At 45.3% G+C, this 18,100-nt stretch carries 24 protein-coding genes; 6 read left to right on the plus strand and 18 right to left on the minus strand.

Features of this window, described 5'->3' with window-relative positions; genetic code table 11:
* Positions 1-8: 8 nt before the first annotated feature.
* Together ICN41_RS06300 and trmL are read left to right on the plus strand one after the other, a co-directional pair.
* The gene (locus ICN41_RS06300) at positions 9-752 is read left to right on the plus strand and encodes a ComF family protein (protein ID WP_216292064.1); all 744 of its coding nucleotides are present in this window, start codon (positions 9-11) and stop codon (positions 750-752) included.
* A 20-nt stretch (positions 753-772) separates the two neighbouring features.
* Positions 773-1,243, plus strand: coding sequence for a tRNA (uridine(34)/cytosine(34)/5-carboxymethylaminomethyluridine(34)-2'-O)-methyltransferase TrmL (gene trmL / locus ICN41_RS06305; protein ID WP_216292065.1), 471 nt, complete (start codon positions 773-775; stop codon positions 1,241-1,243).
* Positions 1,244-1,245: 2 nt separating this feature from the next.
* Here trmL and ICN41_RS06310 read toward each other — a convergent pair whose 3' ends face one another.
* From ICN41_RS06310 to ICN41_RS06325, 4 genes are read right to left on the minus strand one after another with little or no spacing between them, the layout of a single operon-like run.
* Positions 1,246-2,268, minus strand: coding sequence for an NAD(P)H-dependent glycerol-3-phosphate dehydrogenase (locus tag ICN41_RS06310; protein ID WP_216292066.1), 1,023 nt, complete (start codon positions 2,266-2,268; stop codon positions 1,246-1,248).
* Between the two features lie 22 nt (positions 2,269-2,290).
* Positions 2,291-2,794, minus strand: a complete 504-nt coding sequence (gene secB / locus ICN41_RS06315; protein ID WP_216292067.1) for a protein-export chaperone SecB — start codon at positions 2,792-2,794, stop codon at positions 2,291-2,293.
* Between the two features lie 40 nt (positions 2,795-2,834).
* Positions 2,835-3,089: a glutaredoxin 3 gene (grxC, locus tag ICN41_RS06320; RefSeq protein ID WP_216292068.1), complete on the minus strand. Its 255-nt coding sequence runs from the start codon at positions 3,087-3,089 to the stop codon at positions 2,835-2,837.
* 8 nt (positions 3,090-3,097) lie between these two features.
* Complete coding sequence (locus tag ICN41_RS06325; protein WP_216292069.1) at positions 3,098-3,511, minus strand: rhodanese-like domain-containing protein; 414 nt, start codon at positions 3,509-3,511, stop codon at positions 3,098-3,100.
* Between the two features lie 22 nt (positions 3,512-3,533).
* Here ICN41_RS06325 and gpmA point away from each other — a divergent pair, with 22 nt between their 5' ends.
* Genes gpmA through ICN41_RS06340 form a run of 3 tightly spaced genes read left to right on the plus strand, consistent with a single transcriptional unit; the run spans position 3,534 to position 6,449 of the window.
* Positions 3,534-4,223: a 2,3-diphosphoglycerate-dependent phosphoglycerate mutase gene (gene gpmA, locus ICN41_RS06330; RefSeq protein WP_216292070.1), complete on the plus strand. Its 690-nt coding sequence runs from the start codon at positions 3,534-3,536 to the stop codon at positions 4,221-4,223.
* Between the two features lie 14 nt (positions 4,224-4,237).
* Positions 4,238-5,671, plus strand: coding sequence for a S41 family peptidase (locus ICN41_RS06335; RefSeq protein ID WP_216292071.1), 1,434 nt, complete (start codon positions 4,238-4,240; stop codon positions 5,669-5,671).
* Between the two features lie 25 nt (positions 5,672-5,696).
* Positions 5,697-6,449, plus strand: coding sequence for a HesA/MoeB/ThiF family protein (locus tag ICN41_RS06340; protein WP_216292072.1), 753 nt, complete (start codon positions 5,697-5,699; stop codon positions 6,447-6,449).
* 4 nt (positions 6,450-6,453) lie between these two features.
* Here ICN41_RS06340 and ptsP read toward each other — a convergent pair whose 3' ends face one another.
* The 8 genes from ptsP to ICN41_RS06380 form a co-directional block, all read right to left on the minus strand.
* Complete coding sequence (ptsP, locus tag ICN41_RS06345) at positions 6,454-8,205, minus strand: phosphoenolpyruvate--protein phosphotransferase (RefSeq protein WP_216292073.1); 1,752 nt, start codon at positions 8,203-8,205, stop codon at positions 6,454-6,456.
* A 2-nt stretch (positions 8,206-8,207) separates the two neighbouring features.
* Positions 8,208-8,477, minus strand: a complete 270-nt coding sequence (locus ICN41_RS06350) for an HPr family phosphocarrier protein (protein WP_216292074.1) — start codon at positions 8,475-8,477, stop codon at positions 8,208-8,210.
* 20 nt (positions 8,478-8,497) lie between these two features.
* Positions 8,498-8,914: a PTS sugar transporter subunit IIA gene (locus tag ICN41_RS06355; RefSeq protein ID WP_216292075.1), complete on the minus strand. Its 417-nt coding sequence runs from the start codon at positions 8,912-8,914 to the stop codon at positions 8,498-8,500.
* A 1-nt stretch (position 8,915) separates the two neighbouring features.
* Positions 8,916-9,857, minus strand: coding sequence for a glutathione synthase (gene gshB, locus ICN41_RS06360; RefSeq protein ID WP_216292076.1), 942 nt, complete (start codon positions 9,855-9,857; stop codon positions 8,916-8,918).
* Positions 9,858-9,885: 28 nt separating this feature from the next.
* Positions 9,886-11,184, minus strand: coding sequence for a glutamate--cysteine ligase (gene gshA / locus ICN41_RS06365; RefSeq protein WP_216292077.1), 1,299 nt, complete (start codon positions 11,182-11,184; stop codon positions 9,886-9,888).
* A 104-nt stretch (positions 11,185-11,288) separates the two neighbouring features.
* Positions 11,289-12,767, minus strand: a complete 1,479-nt coding sequence (locus ICN41_RS06370; RefSeq protein WP_216292078.1) for an ammonium transporter — start codon at positions 12,765-12,767, stop codon at positions 11,289-11,291.
* Between the two features lie 13 nt (positions 12,768-12,780).
* Complete coding sequence (locus ICN41_RS06375; protein ID WP_011903792.1) at positions 12,781-13,119, minus strand: P-II family nitrogen regulator; 339 nt, start codon at positions 13,117-13,119, stop codon at positions 12,781-12,783.
* A gap of 25 nt (positions 13,120-13,144) precedes the next feature.
* Positions 13,145-13,987, minus strand: coding sequence for a TorF family putative porin (locus ICN41_RS06380; protein WP_216292079.1), 843 nt, complete (start codon positions 13,985-13,987; stop codon positions 13,145-13,147).
* Positions 13,988-14,249: 262 nt separating this feature from the next.
* On the opposite strand from ICN41_RS06380, the gene ICN41_RS06385 reads away from it, so the two are divergent.
* On the plus strand, positions 14,250-14,507 hold the full coding sequence (locus ICN41_RS06385) for an accessory factor UbiK family protein (protein WP_216292080.1): 258 nt from the start codon (positions 14,250-14,252) through the stop codon (positions 14,505-14,507).
* Between the two features lie 16 nt (positions 14,508-14,523).
* Here the strand turns inward: ICN41_RS06385 and ICN41_RS06390 are convergent, their stop codons facing one another.
* The 6 genes from ICN41_RS06390 to ICN41_RS06415 are packed head-to-tail and all read right to left on the minus strand — an operon-like array spanning position 14,524 to position 18,098.
* Positions 14,524-15,111, minus strand: coding sequence for a hypothetical protein (locus ICN41_RS06390; RefSeq protein ID WP_255537920.1), 588 nt, complete (start codon positions 15,109-15,111; stop codon positions 14,524-14,526).
* Positions 15,104-16,114, minus strand: coding sequence for a lipoyl synthase (gene lipA, locus ICN41_RS06395; RefSeq protein WP_216292081.1), 1,011 nt, complete (start codon positions 16,112-16,114; stop codon positions 15,104-15,106). Before lipA ends, ICN41_RS06390 begins: the two co-directional genes overlap by 8 nt.
* The gene (gene lipB, locus ICN41_RS06400; RefSeq protein WP_216292082.1) at positions 16,111-16,755 is read right to left on the minus strand and encodes a lipoyl(octanoyl) transferase LipB; all 645 of its coding nucleotides are present in this window, start codon (positions 16,753-16,755) and stop codon (positions 16,111-16,113) included. The genes lipA and lipB overlap by 4 nt, the downstream gene beginning before the upstream one ends.
* A 10-nt stretch (positions 16,756-16,765) precedes the next feature.
* Complete coding sequence (locus ICN41_RS06405; protein ID WP_216292084.1) at positions 16,766-17,032, minus strand: YbeD family protein; 267 nt, start codon at positions 17,030-17,032, stop codon at positions 16,766-16,768.
* 20 nt (positions 17,033-17,052) lie between these two features.
* Complete coding sequence (locus ICN41_RS06410; RefSeq protein ID WP_216292086.1) at positions 17,053-17,769, minus strand: alpha/beta hydrolase; 717 nt, start codon at positions 17,767-17,769, stop codon at positions 17,053-17,055.
* Positions 17,770-17,789: 20 nt separating this feature from the next.
* Positions 17,790-18,098: a ferredoxin gene (locus tag ICN41_RS06415; protein WP_216292088.1), complete on the minus strand. Its 309-nt coding sequence runs from the start codon at positions 18,096-18,098 to the stop codon at positions 17,790-17,792.
* Positions 18,099-18,100: the final 2 nt, after the last annotated feature.

Raw genomic sequence — 18,100 nt, forward strand, 5'->3', positions numbered from 1 at the left:
AGCGCCCCATGCAATTTCTACAAAATCTCTTTCACTCTTTTTGCTCGAATGCGTTACCGACTTCATGCATTGTGTGTGAGCATTTTCAGCGCTCTACGGTTTGCGAAAGTTGCAAACAAGCCTTAATGAACAACGCTTTATGTCATTACGAATGTTGCTATCAGTGCGGCATTCCCTTAACTGCCTCTGAGCTTATAAATCAGCGCTGCAATACCTGCACATTCAGAGCGCCTCATTTTGATCAAACCACTTGCCTAGATCGTTATGAGGGTGGTTTGCAAAATGCCTTGCATCAACTCAAATATCAAAAACGGATTGCCTATGCCCAAGGACTAGCCGACATCTGGAACACAGTGATGTCAGATCAACTCCATGAAATAAATGCAGATTATTTATTGCCCGTTCCACTCAGTATGGAAAAGTTAAGCGCACGCGGATTTAATCAAAGCTGGGAAGTAGCTAAGCGCATTCGGTGCATAGCTACTATTCAAAAATTACCGCATATCTTAAGACGTCAACACCAAAGTGCGCAACAAGCCGGAAGTTCTTTTCAATCAAGGCACTCGATGATTCAGGAGGCTTTTTACATAGAAAAAAGCGCACTGCCTTTCTTGCACAATAAATCCGTCATCATTTTTGATGATGTCATGACCACCGGAGCTACCTTAGATGAAATTGCACGCGTTCTGAAGGACAATGGAGTTTTAAAAGTAACAAATTGGGTACTGCTTAGAACAAGCAAATCATCCTAAAAATAAGGCAAAAGCACGAGATGTTTAACATCGTTTTATTTGAACCTGAAATACCACCCAACACGGGCAATATCATCCGTCTGTGCGCAAATACAGGTGCCAAGTTACATTTGATTGAACCTCTAGGCTTTCCAATGGAGGATGCCAAATTGCGTAGAGCGGGTTTGGATTATCACGAGTTCGCTAAAGTAAAAGTGCATTCAAATTGGGTGCAATTTTTAAAAGATGAAAAACCAGATCCACAACATCTATTTGCTTTAACCACCAAAGGGAGTGCCAAGTTTCATGAAGGCCAATATGAGCCCAATGATTACTTTATTTTTGGCTCGGAAACTAAGGGTATTACCGATGAAGTGAGAAACTCGATCCCGGTAGTCAATCAAATGCGTCTGGCGATGCAAGATAACAGCCGAAGCTTGAATTTATCGAATACCGTAGCGATTGTGGTTTACGAAGCTTGGCGCCAGAATGGCTTAGCTGGGGGCCAATAAATCTAGACTTCGATTTTTGGATCGCGTCCCATTAATTTTTTCACAGCATCTTGTGCTGCCAACTTTCCAGATAAGACTTGACCCATCATTTCAGTGATAGGCATTTCAACCTGTAAGCGTTTTGCTAAATCGCCGATAGCAGCTGCACAAAGAACACCTTCCGCTACATGACCTAGGCCATTAAGGATGTCATTCAAAGGCTTACCTGCGGCAAGCTCAAGACCAACTCTACGGTTACGTGAAAGATCACCTGTTGCAGTCAAGATTAAATCGCCCACTCCAGTTAAGCCCATGCAGGTTTCTGATCGGCCACCCGCAGCTTTAACTAAACGCATCATCTCTGCAAGCCCACGAGTCAGCACAGCTGCTCTAGCATTCAAACCTAAATTTAAGCCGTCTCCGATACCAGCCGCAATTGCCAACACATTTTTTACTGCACCACCTAACTCAACACCAATCAAATCATCACTTGAGTAAATGCGCATATTGCCATGATGAAAAGCCGCCTGAACTATTGCACAGAGCTCTTTTGAATCGCTCGCTACAGTTAAGGCACATGGCATCCCTGCGGCAACTTCTCGCGCAAAACTTGGCCCAGATAAGGCGCCGAAAGAATGCTGAAGACCATGACTATGTAACTGGTTCTCTCGCTCGACCACTTGGTGTGGCAATAAAGCCGTTGCAGGCTCCAAGCCTTTACAAAGCCAAATAATATTTAAAGGATGTTCTGCAATTTTTAATGCATGTGCAATTGTTTCGGAGAGGCCTGACATCGGTGTAGCCACTACCAATAAATCACCCGTTCTTAGTCGCTGAATTGCTTTTGAAAAGTCACTCTCTAACTTCAAGCTCTGCGGTAATTGAATACCTGGCAAGTAAGAACGGTTCTCTCCGCTCTCTTGCATCTGCTCTAACTGAGATGCACTTCGTGACCATAAGCAGACATCCCCAGCTTGAAGATAGCGGGCTGCTTGAGCAGCCATCGCAGTTCCCCAGGCTCCGGCACCGAGCAGCGTCACTTTCATGATCTGTGGGCCTGTCTTAGCCTTAGTTGGAGAGAGTTCCCTTGCTTTCCTCGGCGGCTGCTTGTTGAGCTTGCATCAAACGATGCTCATACATACCGTGGAAATTAATCTCATTCAAATGGATAGGCTGGAAGCCGGCGCGACTAATTATGTCGGCGATATTGGAACGGAGATAAGGGTACAAAATAGTTGGGCAAGCAATACCTAACATCGGATCAATTTGCTCTGCTGGAATGTTACTGAATTCAAAAATACCGGCCTGCTTCGCTTCTATCAAGAACAAGACCTTGGTATCCACTTTTGCGGTGATCGTAGAGCTAAGTGCAACTTCAAAGATGCCATCTGTTAAAGGCGCAACAGCAATATCAACTTCTACCTGTATTTGCGGCTCAGATGCAATCATCAAAATTTGCGGCGCATTAGGCTGCTCCAAGGAAAGATCTTTTAGATAGATCCTCTGGATTCGAAAGCCCGGCTCATTCGAGTTATCCATTCCCTCTTGAGGTGCAGAAGATTGTTCAGTCATCGCAAACTTTCTTTTCTTTATGTGTTTATTAATTAATGCATTAAACCAATAGAGGATCTAACTTACCAGCACGATCCAATGCGACCAAGTCATCGTATCCACCAACATGGGTCTCACCAATGTAAATTTGTGGAACAGTACGACGCCCAGTGCGGGTCATCATCGCTTCACGCTGAGCGGGATCGCGATCAATCAAAATCTTTTCTATATTGGCTACGCCTTTTTTGTGTAATAGCTTTTCAGCCATCACGCAATATGGACAAACCTGCGTGCTATACATCGTTACCTGAGGCATTTCTTCTCCTACTTAACCAATGGAAGAGCAGCTGCTTTCCAGGCCTGTACTCCACCATCAAGAGCAGCAACTTCTGCAAAACCCAGTTTTTTGACTTCAGCTATCACTTTACGGGATTGGGTACCAGTGTCGCAAACCAAGATGAGGGGATTGTTTCGATCCAACTTGAGCTTTTCAATGGCTGCAGTAAGCCCAGCAGCATCAATATGTTTTGCACCCGGCAAATGCCCAGACTTATAGGCCTCAGCCTCACGAAGATCCAAAACAGCCGCCTTACGTCGATTAATCAAAATCGTGGCCTCCGTAGGCGACAAGCCTTTTCCGCCAATAAGCGTAGATAATGTGGGGAGGAAGAGCGCGGTGCCCGAAACGGCTAAAAGGGCAATAAGCGCTAAATTATCAATTTGCGTGAGAAAGTTCATCACCGGATTATAGAATGGCTCTATGAAACAACTTGTCCTTATTCGTCATGGCGAATCCGCCTGGAACCTTGAAAACCGCTTCACTGGCTGGGCGGATGTTGACTTAACCCCAAAGGGCACTGAACAGGCTCTTGCTGCGGGAGAAAACCTCCGTAAGGCAGGTTATGAGTTCGACATAGCCTATACCTCTGTTTTAAGGCGGGCTATTCGCACACTTTGGCATGTTCAAGACACGATGGATCTCATGTGGATTCCGGTTGTACATAGCTGGAGACTGAATGAGCGCCACTACGGTGCACTCACTGGCCTCAATAAAGCAGAAACAGCTGCGAAGTATGGTGATGCACAAGTCCATATTTGGCGTCGTTCATATGATGTTCGACCTCCACTGCTAGAGCAGGATGATGAGCGCAACCCTCAAAAGGACCCACGCTATTCCAAGCTTACTGCTGGTGATATCCCTCTGGGTGAGTGTCTGCAAGATAACGTGCAGCGCGTTCTGCCACTCTGGAATGAATCAATCGCGCCCGCCCTGAAAGCAAATAAGCGTGTACTCTTAGTAGCGCACGGTAATAGCATTCGCTCTTTGATTAAGTATTTAGATCAGATGTCTGATGAAGCCATCATGGAAGTGAATGTTCCAAACGGTGTACCGCTGGTTTATGAGTTAGATGACAACCTTAAGCCGATTCAACATTTTTATTTGGACTAGGGCAACAAGAATTTATGCGTCAATTTCTAAAAAACTTTGCTCTGATTACAGTCGGCTTAATCGCTGGGGTTGCAGCTACCATTCAATTCTCGGCTAGCGCTCAACAAGGCAACACTCTGCCATTGGATGAGCTACGAACCCTCTCAAATGTCTTTGCTCAAATCAAACGTGAGTATGTAGAGCCAATCGAAGATAAACAATTGCTCACCGATGCTGTTAAGGGAATGGTCAGCAGCCTTGACCCTCATTCCTCTTTCCTGGATAAAAAAGATTTCTCGGAAATGCAAGAGCAAACTGCTGGAAAATTTGCGGGCCTTGGTATTGAGATTACCTCTGAAGATGGCGTTGTTAAGGTACTCAACCCAATTGAAGATAGTCCTGCTGCACGCGCTGGCTTACAAGCAGGAGACCTCATTACCCGCCTGGATGACAAGCCGGTTCGCGGAATGTCTCTCGATAAAGCAGTACGAACGATGCGCGGCACGCCAGGCACTAAAATAACCTTAACCGTATTTCGCAAAAGTGAAGAGCGTAGCTTCCCAGTCACCATCACTCGCGCAGAAATCAAAGTTCAATCCGTTAAAACTAAAATCTTAGATAACGATATCGCTTGGGTTCGGATAACCAGCTTTCAAGAGCGGACCGTTCCTGATCTAGCAAAAAAATTAACCGATATTGCAAACCAAGACCCCAAACTGAAGGGCATCATTTTGGATCTGCGCAACAACGGTGGCGGCCTACTTCAAGGTGCGGTTGGTGTAGCAGCAGCCTTCTTGCCGGCAGATGTCGTCATCGTCAGCACTAAAGGCCAAGCTCAAGATTCCAAGCAAGTATTTAATGCATCGCCATCAATGTATCGACTCAGTGAACCCGGTGACCCCTTAGCTGGTGTCCCCGCTATGTTTAAAAAGTTACCGATGGTTGTTTTAGTCAATGCCTACTCAGCCTCTGCATCTGAAATTGTTGCGGGCGCATTACAGGACTACAAGCGGGCTACGATTATTGGCAAAACTACTTTTGGCAAGGGCTCAGTACAAACAGTTCGCCCACTGACGAATGATTCAGCCCTAAAGATCACTACAGCCTACTACTACACACCTAGTGGTAAATCGATCCAGGCATATGGTGTCAAACCAGACATTCCAGTCGATCAAAATAAAGATGGCGATCCAGATGATGTATTAATTACTCGAGAGATTGATAGTGAGAAGCATCTTCGCAACAAACAATCTGCTGAAGATAAATTAATCAAGGATCGTGAGCAACGTCGCCTAGAGGAACTACAGCGCATTGAAGAAAAAAATGCGAAGAAAACGCCTGAAGAAAAAGAGAAAGAAAAAAATAAGAAGCCGCCAGAACTTGGTAGTGCCGATGACTTTATGCTTTCTCAAGCGCTTGCATTTATTAATGGTCAGCCGGTGAAGCGCTCTTCATCCAAGCTCGAGTAATACTTCTTAGCGCTCGGGCTTGCAAATGAATGATGAGCAGTTACTTCGCTACTCTAGACACTTACTCCTTGAAGAGATTGATGTTGAAGGGCAAGAGAAGTTACTGCGCTCGCATGTCTTAGTTATTGGAGTAGGCGGTCTCGGAAGCGCTGCCGCACCTTATCTTGCTGCCGCTGGGGTTGGGCACATTACCCTCATGGATCATGATCAAGTAGAGCTCACGAACTTACAGCGTCAAATTGCGCACACAGAAAATAGTATTGGTAAAAATAAAGCCGACTCTGGTGCAGCATTTTTGCAGGGCTTAAATTCTGGCATTCGGGTCGAAGCCATTCAAGCTAAAGCTACAGGATCATTGCTTGATGATGTCTTGCCGAGTGTAGATGTGGTGTTGGACTGTACAGACAACTTTTCGACTCGTCATTTGATTAATGCGAGCTGCGTTAAACATGCAACCCCATTGGTCTCAGGTTCCGCATTACGCTTTGATGGACAAATTAGCGTCTTTGATCCGCGAAATCCCACATCACCCTGCTATGCCTGCATCTTCTCTCCAGAAGAATCTTTTGAAGAAGTAAGTTGCGCCAGTATGGGCATCTTTTCTCCGCTGGTTGGGATTATTGGAACGATGCAGGCAGCTCAAGCCCTGCAAGTCTTAATTGGTTTTGGAGAAACGCTTGTTGGGCGTATGTTGCTTTGGAATGGGCGCAATACCCAAATCGATGAAATCCGCATCTCCCGTAATCCGGATTGCCCGGTCTGCAGTAAAGCGCACTAAGACCTTAAGAGAGTAGGCGCTCTAGCGCTTTGGCTTGATCCTCAGGCTCATAAGCCTTCAGGACCCTAGAGATTCGAGCCTTTAATAAACCCACATTGGCTTTCAATATCTCTCGTTTCACCAGCAAAAGCTGACTAAAGTGCATTGAGAAATCCGTCAGACCTAAAGCCAATAAAAGTTTTGTTAGCGCAGGATCGCCTGCCATCTCACCGCATACGGCAATAGGCACATTGGCGCGTTTGGCCTGACTAATAATGCTATCGAGCAATAACAAAATTGCAGGATGCAAAGGGTCATATAAGTGCGCCACTGCGTGATCTGCGCGATCAATCGCTAAGGTGTACTGAATCAAATCATTGGTACCAATCGAGAGAAAATCAAAGCGATTAATAAATAATGGCAAGACGAGAGCCGCCGCAGGAATTTCAATCATGGCCCCAACTTGAATGTTGGGATTAAAGGCTTGACCACGCTGATGAAGTTGCTGCTTAGCCTTTTCAATCAAACGAAACGTTTCATCAATTTCTTTAGCATGTGCCAACATCGGAATCATGATGCGAGCTTGTCCATAGGCAGAAGCTCGCAAAATTGCACGCAGCTGCGTGAGAAAAATTTCTGGCTCAGTTAAAGACCAACGAATCGCACGCAACCCTAATGGCGAAGTCCCCGTTTGAGATACATCAGAGCCACCACCCAGGGCCTTATCTGCACCAACGTCAATCGTCCTAATATTAATAGGCAAGCCATGCATCAAATCAACTACTCGACGATATTCTTCGTATTGCTGATCCTCATTTGGCATCGCTTGATTGCGATCCATAAACAAGAACTCAGACCGGAACAAACCGACGCCAACAGCGCCAAGTGCTACAGCCTGATTGGCATCTTCTGGCAATTCAATATTGGCAAATAATTCAATGTCCACACCATCGGCTGTGGTTGTTCTAGAGTGCTTTAATTGCTGAAGCTTGCGCGCCTCTTTAGTAGCTTGGACTTGTAACTTTCGGTACTCGGCTAGTAACTGCTCGTCCGGAGCAACAACAACGACACCCCGCTCACCATCCAACACCAACCAATCGCCATGACGAATCATTTCGCTAGCGTGACGCACACCCACCACAGCTGGAATCTCCATACTGCGGGCCACAATTGCCGTATGGGATGTCTTACCCCCAAGATCGGTTACAAAACCGGTGAAGGCATGTTCTTTAAAACGCAACATATCGTGTGGTGCAATATCGTGCGCCACGATGATCGACTCCACACCAACGTCACTAGGGGATAAGAGTGCCGAATTCTCTAAGCTATCTTTTTTCTGAGAATTCAACGCTTTGATGACTCGCTCAGCTACCTGACGAATATCATTGGCGCGCTCTTTTAAATAGGGATCTTCAATTTCAGCGAACTGTTCAAGCAGGTCATTTAATTCTGTAGTTAAAGCCCAAGCTGCATTTAATCTCTGAGTACGAATCAGATGCATGGGTTTTTCAGCTAAAGCGGGGTCAGCCAAAATCATGCCATGCACATCCAAAAACGCTGCCATCTCTTGAGGAGCATCTTTAGGTAAACCCAATCGCAATTGCTCTAGTTCCTGACGAACCTGATCAAAGGCATCCAATAATTTTTGCGCTTCGGCTTCTTCTTTTCCGGGCTCTACTAGATAGTGACTAACTTCTAAGGCTGCACGCGAAATCAGTACCGCCTTGCCAATGGCAATGCCTTTTGATACTGGAATCCCATGCAAAGAAAAAGTCATCTTTACTCGCCCTCACCAAAGCGATCGTTAATTAAGACCGTTATTGCCGCCATCGCTTCATCCGCTTGATCGCCAACCGTCTCTAATGTGACTTTGCTGCCAATACCTGCAGCCAACATCATCACACCCATGATGCTCTTAGCGTTGATTTGACGACCATTACGTGACAACAGTATTTCACAAGGGTATTGAGCGGCGAGCTGAGATAGCTTTGCCGAGGCTCGAGCATGCAAACCTAATTTATTAATAATTTCTATTTCAGCTACTGGCATATCTGCTTATTTCTTTGATCTTATTCATTCACTTTAGTTCCAAGTCGCAAAATTCCATTCTGACCCCCTTGAAGGGCCTTAGCAGCAAGCTCCTCCAGGCCCTCACCGCGATGGGTAATACAGCGCATCAACATGGGTAAATTGAGACCCGTTAATACAATGACGTTACCCAGTTCTGTGCTGTACCCTGGCGCATCTAATTTAGAAGCTACATTTGCAGGGGTCGCGCCCATCACATCTGTTAGAACCAAAATCCCGTTACCACTATTTACTTTTCTAGCAGCTTCAAAGACGCGATCAAAGCTGACCTTGATATCCTCATATGGCGTAATATCCACTGCCTGCACGCGCTCAGGTATAACGCCAAACGCATGCTCAGCAAATCCCAACATAGCACTTGCAACAGGGGTATGAGCAACGATTACGATTCCAGCCATCTTATGACAATGCCTTCTCAAGCTGATTTAGCCAAAATTGGGGTACATCAAACCCAGTTTGCTCGGTAATTTCAACAAAACAAGTGGGGCTTGTTACGTTGATTTCAGTAACGAAGCCACCAATTAAATCCAAGCCGACCAAGAATAAGCCACGGGCATTCAATACTGGTGCTAGGCGCTCGGCAATACCTCTTTCTTGATCACTCAAGGGCATTGCTACCCCTTTGCCACCAGCAGCCAAATTACCCCGAATCTCGCTTCCCTGTGGAATGCGAGCTAAAGCAAACGACACATATTCCCCGCCAATCAGCAGAACCCGCTTATCACCCTGTGTGATCTCAGGCAAAAACCGCTGTGCCATCAGTGTTCGTGCGCCGTTTTCACCTAAGGTTTCTACAATGCTTGCCAGATTAAGGCCATCAGACCCCACCCTAAAGACACCCATACCACCCATGCCATCCAAGGGCTTAATCACAATATCCTGATGCTTCTGATGAAAATCTTCTACCGCACTTAATTCACGCGTAATTAATGTTGGCGGAATGAGCTCAGGAAATTCAGTAATGGAAATTTTTTCGGAGTGATCACGAACGGCGGATGGATTATTAAATACTTTTGCGCCTTGGCGCTGAGCCGCAGATAAGAGCCAAGTACTATTTAGATATTCAATATCAAATGGAGGATCGGTGCGCATCATGACTGCAGCAAAAGAATTTAATGCGCGACTTTCGAGCTCAGCCAATTCGTACCAAGAAGTTGAGCTAGGCTTAATGCTCAAAGACTGACAATCAGCTACAACTAGATTATCTTTCCATAAGAGATTGCGACTCTGACAAAACCACAAGCGATGTCCTGCCGCCTGAGCCACTCGCATCATCGCTAAAGTCGAGTCCTTATGAATCTTAAATGATTCCAAGGGATCAGCAATGAATAAAAAATCCATAAAAACCTATGAAAAGATTTGCTCTAAATTAGGCAGGTTCAGCATCAGGATCAGTACGCTCAAGCTCTAAGGAAGCAGCCAATAAAGCCAAGCGTGCAACGACGCCATACAAATAAAAACGATTTGGGGCAGCGCTTCCTGGTTTGGCACTTAGATCAGGCATGGAGTTTTGCTCAAAAGCTAAGGGCACAAAATGCATTCCTGGGGCATTGAGATTTTCATCGGGGCCACGATCTGTATGCACACGATAAAAACCACCGATAACGTAGCGATCGATCATGTAGACCACTGGCTCAGCTACTGCCTCATTCACTTTCTCAAAGGTATAAACGCCCTCTTGAATGAGAACGTCACTGACTTCTAAGCCTTCCTTTACCACGCTCATCTTATTGCGGTCTTTGCGGTTCAAGTCCTTTAGCTGCGAAGGATCATTGACTACCATGATGCCCATTCCATAAGTACCAGCATCGGCTTTAACTACGACATACGGCTTATCTTTGATGCCATATTCACGATATTTCTTCGCAGTCTTCTTGAGAATTTGTTCAACAGCAGTCTGAAGTTCGTCTTCACCTTTGCGCTCATGAAAATTGATATCAGAACAACTTGTGAAATAAGGATTAATCATCCACGGATCTATATCAACTACCTTAGCAAATTTCTTGGCAACTTCTTCATAAGAAGCAAAGTGATTGGACTTGCGGCGCATATGCCAGCCTGCATGCAGCCCAGGTAATAAATATTGCTCATGAATATTTTCTAAAATGGGTGGTATGCCAGCAGAGAGATCATTGTTCAGCAAGATTGAGCATGGATCAAAATCTTTTAAACCTAAACGTTGCTTTTTCAAACCTAAGCGAGACAAGGGCTCCATCAATAAACGGTTGCTATCCGGCAATTCAATCCAAGTGGGCTTCTTAATTTCTTCAGAAAAAGTACCAAGGCGCACATTCAAACCCGCCTGACGCAAAATGGATGACAAGCGAGCAATATTTTGTAGGTAGAAAGTATTGCGTGTATGGCGCTCTGGAATCAGCAGTAAATTTTTTGCTTCTGGACAAATCTTCTCAATTGCCGCCATGGCCGCCTGAACAGCTAAAGGCAACATTTGGGGAGATAGGTTATTAAAACCACCAGGAAATAGATTGGTATCTACCGGGGCTAACTTAAACCCAGAATTTCGGAGATCCACTGAGCAGTAAAAGGGTGGGGTGTGCTCTTGCCACTCCAGCCGAAACCAGCGTTCAATGGTGGGGGTTGCTTCTAGTACCTTGGACTCTAATTCGAGCAAGGGACCACTTAGGGCGGTGATGAGATGTGGGACCATTCCACCATTGTAAGATTATTAAAAGAAAGACGCGGGATCCGAGGATCCCGCGCCAGAAACCAGGCAGCTCGCAAAAGCCGCCTGGTGAGGGGTAAAACTAGGAATTAAGACTCATAAGCGGACTCACCGTGTGAGCTGATATCCAAGCCTTCGCGCTCTTCATCTTCCTTAACACGCAAACCAATCACCATATCGATTAATTTGAAGGCAATGAAGGAAACCACGCCAGACCAGATCAAGGTAGTAATAACGCCTTGAGCCTGAATCCATAACTGACCGCCCATAGAGTACTCAGGATTGACTGCATTGCTTACGTAATCCCAGATACCTGTGCCGCCCAAAGCTGGATCAGCAAAAATACCCGTTAATAACGCGCCCAAGATACCGCCTACGCCGTGAACTCCAAATACGTCCAAGCTATCGTCTGAACCCAAAATCTTCTTCAGGCCAGAAACACCCCACAAGCAAACTACGCCAGCCGCAGCACCAATTACTAGCGCACCCATTGGACCAACGAAACCTGCTGCAGGAGTAATTGCAACTAGACCAGCTACGCAACCAGATGCCGCGCCCAACATAGATGGCTTACCTTTAGTAATCCACTCAGCAAATGACCATCCCAAAACAGCAGCTGCGGTTGCAAGGAAGGTATTTACGAATGCGAGGGCAGCACTGCCGTTTGCTTCGAGAGCAGAGCCTGCATTGAAACCAAACCAACCAAACCACAACAAAGATGCGCCGATCATGACGAATACCAGGTTGTGCGGTTTCATTGCTTCTTTGCCGTAGCCAATACGCTTTCCAACAACATAAGAGCCTACTAATCCAGCGATCGCAGCATTGATGTGAACAACGGTACCGCCAGCAAAGTCGAGAACACCTTTTTGCCACAACCAACCAGCACGAGCAGTAATTGCTTCGAGTGATGCAGCATCTTTGATGTCATCAGGACCAGGCCAGAACCAAACCATGTGTGCAATTGGCAAGTAACTAAATGTGAACCACAAAATAACGAACAACAAGATTGCGGAAAATTTAGCGCGCTCAGCAAATGAACCCACGATTAAACAGCAAGTAATAGTGGCAAATGCAGCTTGGAATGCCATGAATACATATTCAGGAACCACAACACCTTTACTAAAGGTTGCCGCTACAGAATCAGGCGTAATACCAGCCAAGAACAAACGATCAAGTCCACCAACGAATGCCCCACCTTCTGTGAATGCAAAGCTATAGCCGTATAAGGACCAAAGCACTGTCACCAAAGAAAAGACGACCATACATTGCACGAGTACTGACAAGATGTTTTTGCTACGTGTTAAGCCACCATAGAACAAAGCCAAACCTGGCAATGTCATCAAAATGACCAAAGCTGTACATATCAACAACCAAGCCGTATCAGCTTTATTTGGTACAGCAGCCGGGGCTGCAGGAGCTGCTGTAGCCGCAGCGGCAGCTGCAGGAGCAGCAACAGCTGGCTTGGCTTCATCAGCAAATGCAGGTGAAGTCACCATGATGCCAGTTGAGCCAATGGCCAAAGCCATTGCACCGCCAGCTAGGAGTTTTTTCATCCAAGTTAACATTTTGAACCTCTCTTTAAAGTGCTGACGCACCGGTCTCGCCGGTACGAATACGAATGACGTGCTCAACTGGTGAGACAAAAATCTTGCCATCACCAATCTTGCCTGTACGTGCAGATTTTTCAATTGCTTCAATCGCACGCTCCAAGATGCCATCTTCAACAGCAGCTTCAATTTTTACTTTTGGCAAAAAATCGACAACATACTCGGCACCACGATACAACTCGGTATGCCCTTTTTGACGACCAAAACCTTTAACCTCAGTGACGGTAATGCCCGAAACTCCCACTTCCGAGAGAGCTTCGCGCACTTCGTCAAGCTTGAATGGCTTGATGATTGCGGTAATTAATTTCATACGTTTCTCCGTTCAGAGGTGAAGATTAGAAAGTTTTTGTTAGCGAAATTAAGCCTGTTGCACCACCCAAGTTTTTGCCTGATGGACTGACATATGCATAGCTGCTACCAACTGTTTTTGCATTGGTATCAACATATGAAACTGCAGCTGATAAACCGCCGCCAAAGTCTTTAGTAACGCCAAGTTTCCAATCGGTATAGCTATAAAGGCTTGAGTTTGAAGTGGAAGAACCATTAGGAGTCCCAGCAATGTACTGATATCCAACGTGTGCATTCAAGGTCAAGCCCCAGAAACCTGTGTCGTAGTTCAATGTCAGGTCTGGATAGTAAGAACCGCTAGAGTTCGCAAACCCGAAAGTATTTGTTGCTGAATAGGAGAACTTACCAAAGCCTGTAACAGGACCAAAAGTAAAGTTTTGGGCTACATAAATTTCAGTTGTATTTGGGTTGGTTGCACTGCTTGGCAAACCACTAGTTGGGAAGTAGTACTGTAATACTCCGAGGTCAGAGGCAAAACCTGCGCCAATCAGCTCTTTCTTGATACCAGCATAGAAGTCCATCTCGATAGGAGCTGAAACGTTATTGGCACCACCTTGACTTGCAGCATCAGAGATCCAGCTGATGTTGCTGTTCCAGTTACCGATATAGAAACCACTCTCGTGAGCGTAATCAAAACCGCCTTGAATTGCTGGCTTAAAGTTTGTTTGTGAGATACCACGATAGCGGTAATCATTCACTACGGTAACGTTTGCAGTAATGGGGCTAACTTCAGGGGCCTCTGGAGCAGCAGGTGCTGTCTGAGCAAAAGCAGCTGTAGCGAATATGCTAGATGCTGCGAGAGCAATTGCTGATTTGTGTAATGTTTTCATTTGTAACTCCTTGCTGTTTGAAATAAAAAAATGGATAAATGCTGATTGCATGGTGTGATCATGAAGGTCGGGCCGGATTTCAATTCAGGCCAATTCCCCTAATTAATGCCAATGCACTTATATGGTGCATATTATTGCCCCACATGGGTGATTTGGGGGTCTTTTTCCGGGTTTTAGCCCTCTTTCTGCATTGAATGCCTGCTCAACATAAAATGTAAGCTGTATCTTTTATGCAACTTTATCCAGGACTGCGAAACCTTAAATGCAAAAACCAGGCGAAATCCTCGAGCAAATTCAACGTATCGCAAACGATATGCAAAACAAAGTTGGGGATGCCATTCGAAACTCCCCAGCACAAGAAATCGAAAAAAATGTGCGGGCCATGATGAATCAAGGATTTCAAAAAATGGACCTGGTAACACGTGAAGAGTTTGAATTGCAGTCGAAGGTACTAGCAAAAACCAGAGAAAAATTAGAAACACTCGAAGCAAAAGTAGCTGCCCTAGAAAAAGCGCAGTAGCTTTTTCGCTTTAGCTTTACTCTGGATAAAACTCCGTAAAGAAATTTGCATATTCTTCTTTAGATAAAAAAGATTTTGCGTCGCCTGGTATTGCCTTAGCATGCAATACCGATATTTGATAGATCCAAATACTTCCATCTGCAGCAACCCGCGTTATCCAGCGCACTCTCATCCACTGCTCAGCAGTTCCATTAGATTTGAATTGAATTAGATATTCTTTACTAGCCTGCTTTTGCCGTGCTGCAGTTTGATACAAAACGTCTTCTGCAATCACCTGTCCACCAGAATCTTTTGCCCTTGACAATAAATTACCCTGCAGAAGATCTAATATTTTTGGAAGAAAAGCAGATTGACCGATAGGTATTTGCGTGGCGCTAATCGAATAAATATCATCTTCGATTTTCAGGGCCTCAAGAGTTTGCAGTAATTCTTGATTTTGATAAGTAATTTTTCTCTGAATTTTCTCAGGCTTACCTGGAAAAAGAGCGGTGTATCGCTGTTGGGGTGATTGCACTACACGCCAATCAAACCGAGGACTGCAAGCTGCTAAAAAAACCATGGCCACAATCAAAATGCAGCCACCTTTGCAAAACTTTTTAAACAAGCCCCGCCCCATGAGCCTGCTGATCAGCGTGATAGCTAGAACGAACCATTGCACCTACAGCGGCATGAGAGAAGCCCATTGCATAAGCCTCTTCCTCAAAATGCTTGAAAACATCGGGGTGTACATAGCGCTGTACCGGCAAATGGTGACCTGATGGCGCAAGATACTGACCAATCGTAAGCATATCAATATTGTGTTCACGCATATCACGCATGACCTCTAATATTTCTTCATCGGTTTCACCAAGCCCGACCATTAATCCACTCTTAGTTGGGATGTGCGGAAAGCGCTCTTTGAAATCTTTTAATAATTTCAGCGAGTGTTCGTAATCAGCGCCAGGACGTGCTTGTTTGTATAAACGTGGAACCGTTTCAAGATTGTGATTCATGACATCCGGCAGGCCCTGAGGCGCATGTTGAGCAAAGATATCTAAAGCTTTATCTAAGCGTCCACGAAAATCCGGGACTAGGACCTCAATACGGGTATCTGGAGAAGATGCGCGCGATTGAGAGATGCAATCAACATAATGCATTGCTCCGCCATCGCGTAAGTCGTCACGATCAACGCTGGTTATCACAACATAATTTAATTTCAACGCTGCAATAGTGCGGGCCAAGTTAGCTGGCTCTTTTGTATCCAAAGGATCGGGCCTACCATGGCCCACATCACAAAATGGACAACGGCGCGTGCATTTATCACCCATGATCATGAAGGTAGCCGTGCCCTTGCCAAAACATTCGCCAATATTGGGACAGCTTGCTTCTTCACATACTGTTACTAGATCGTTCTCACGCAAAATCTTTTTGATTTCTGCAAAGCGAGAATTGCCTGAGGCAGCTTTGACACGAATCCAATCGGGTTTCTTGAGCACCTGCTCTAGTGGAACAATCTTAATTGGGATGCGCGCTGTTTTTTCGCTCGACTTTTGCTTACGAGTTGCATCGTAATTAAGGTCTTGGCGAGCCTCGCTAGGGTTTTCTGTGTTGGTCTTATTTATGCTCATCTTGACATCAGTTGCTTTTGTAAATGCTCCAAAAGCTTTTGGCTAATCGTGTCTATATTGTCCTTGATCCCAAGGGTTTGCATATCAACTGTCCTTAAACCCTCATAACCACAGGGGTGGATTCGACCAAATGCCTCCAAATCGGTTGCCACATTCAACGCTAAGCCATGATACGAGCAGCTTTTAGAGACTTTCAAGCCTAGGGCGGCAACTTTTGCGCCATGCCACTCCTTGGGCACGCCTACCTGATTGGCAATATATATTCCGGGGGCACCTTTGAGTCTTTGCGCTTCTATACCGAAGTCTGCCAAAGTATCAATGACTGCTTGCTCAATACGAGACACCAGCTCTTTGACAAAAATTCCTAAGCGTTTGAGATCTAGCAAGAGATACACCACGATTTGACCAGGCCCGTGATACGTTATTTCGCCGCCACGATCAACTTGCACTAATGGAATTTGCTGAGAAGGTGCGTGCAAATTGCTGGCATCTCCAGCAAGCCCCAAAGTAAATACAGGGGGATGTTGCAGTATCCAAATTTCATCTGGCGTACTTGCATCTCGCTCTTTGGTAAAAGTACGCATCGCTTCGTAGGTTGAGGCGTAATCCGCCAAACCAAGATGCTTAACAAGAAAAGGCATTTACTTTGGGCTAGAGAACAATGCTAACCAAAGGATGGGTTGAAAGCGTTCTGTATAACTCGTCTAACTGCTCACGACTCGTGGCAGTAATAGGCAAAGTAATTCCTAAATAATTGCCATCTTTTGATGGTCGTTGCTCAACTTTTGTTTCATCAAATGTAGGATCAAACTGTTTTGCAATATGAATGATTGCAGGCAAATATTCAGGATTTGCTTTGCCCATGACCTTAATCGGAAATAAGGAAGGGTATTCAATAAGCGATTTTTCTTCAGCCATAGTTTTTTGAAAAGACCTTGTTAAGAATTACGATGATCTGGCATACCTAACCATCCGCCAGTGATGATATTGCGAATGCAATGCAATCTGCGATGGAAAAAATGATCAGCTCCAGGCACTACCTGCACTGTAAGCTCTTGCGGGCGCGCCCAATCTAATACATCAATCAGTGGAATTGTCTCATCGACTTCACCATGAATCAGAATGGTATCAACGGGTACATTAGCTAAGTCCCATTTTCCAGCAGCGCTTCCTACCATCACCAATCGCTCAGCAGGGCGTCCTAGCTCTGCTAATTTTTGCACTAAATGACTGCCTACAAAACTACCGAACGAGAATCCCGAAACCACTAAAGGCAAAGTATTCGCATTGGCCGTCCATACTTGGTGGTCGGTAGTCTCAAACTCAGTCCAGCTTGAAGGGGTTCGCATCCAATCCGTTACGTGCAGCAAATCATCTAGCTCACCTACACCATGATCATGCACGCCTGCAGTGCCGCCAACGCCCCGAAAGTTTGGTCGAACGCTAACGTAGCCCAGCTGATTAAAAGCACGCGCCATCGTCTGAGCAACCTTGTTGTCCATGGTGCCGCCCATTAATGGATGGGGGTGAGCCACTAATGCTAGGCCACGAACTGCAAATGTTGGATCACTTTTTAATTCATCGGGAAGGTCAATGGACATCTCTATCAGGCCAACGATTCCTTCAATATGAATTACTTTTGTACGACTGTTCATAGAAAAACTTTCAACAATAACTAAGCTAATTGCAAGCGCTCAACAGGAAGGCCTTTTATCAAATGTGACTGAATAATTTCTTCAACATCCTCAGTATCTACAAAGGTATACCAAATACCCTCTGGATAAATCACCATCACAGGTCCATCTGCACATCGATCTAAACATCCAGCCTTATTGACCCGAATTTTTCCTGGACCAGAAAGGCCAAGTTCTTTGACTCTCTTCTTGGCGTAATCAAACAAAGCAAATGCATTATGTCGATCACAACAATCTTCGCCATTACTGCGTTGGTTTAAACAAAAAAATAGGTGGTGAGAAAAGCTCATAG

Origin of the sequence: Polynucleobacter sp. 15G-AUS-farblos, from assembly GCF_018882445.1 — a bacterium.
Lineage (GTDB): Bacteria > Pseudomonadota > Gammaproteobacteria > Burkholderiales > Burkholderiaceae > Polynucleobacter.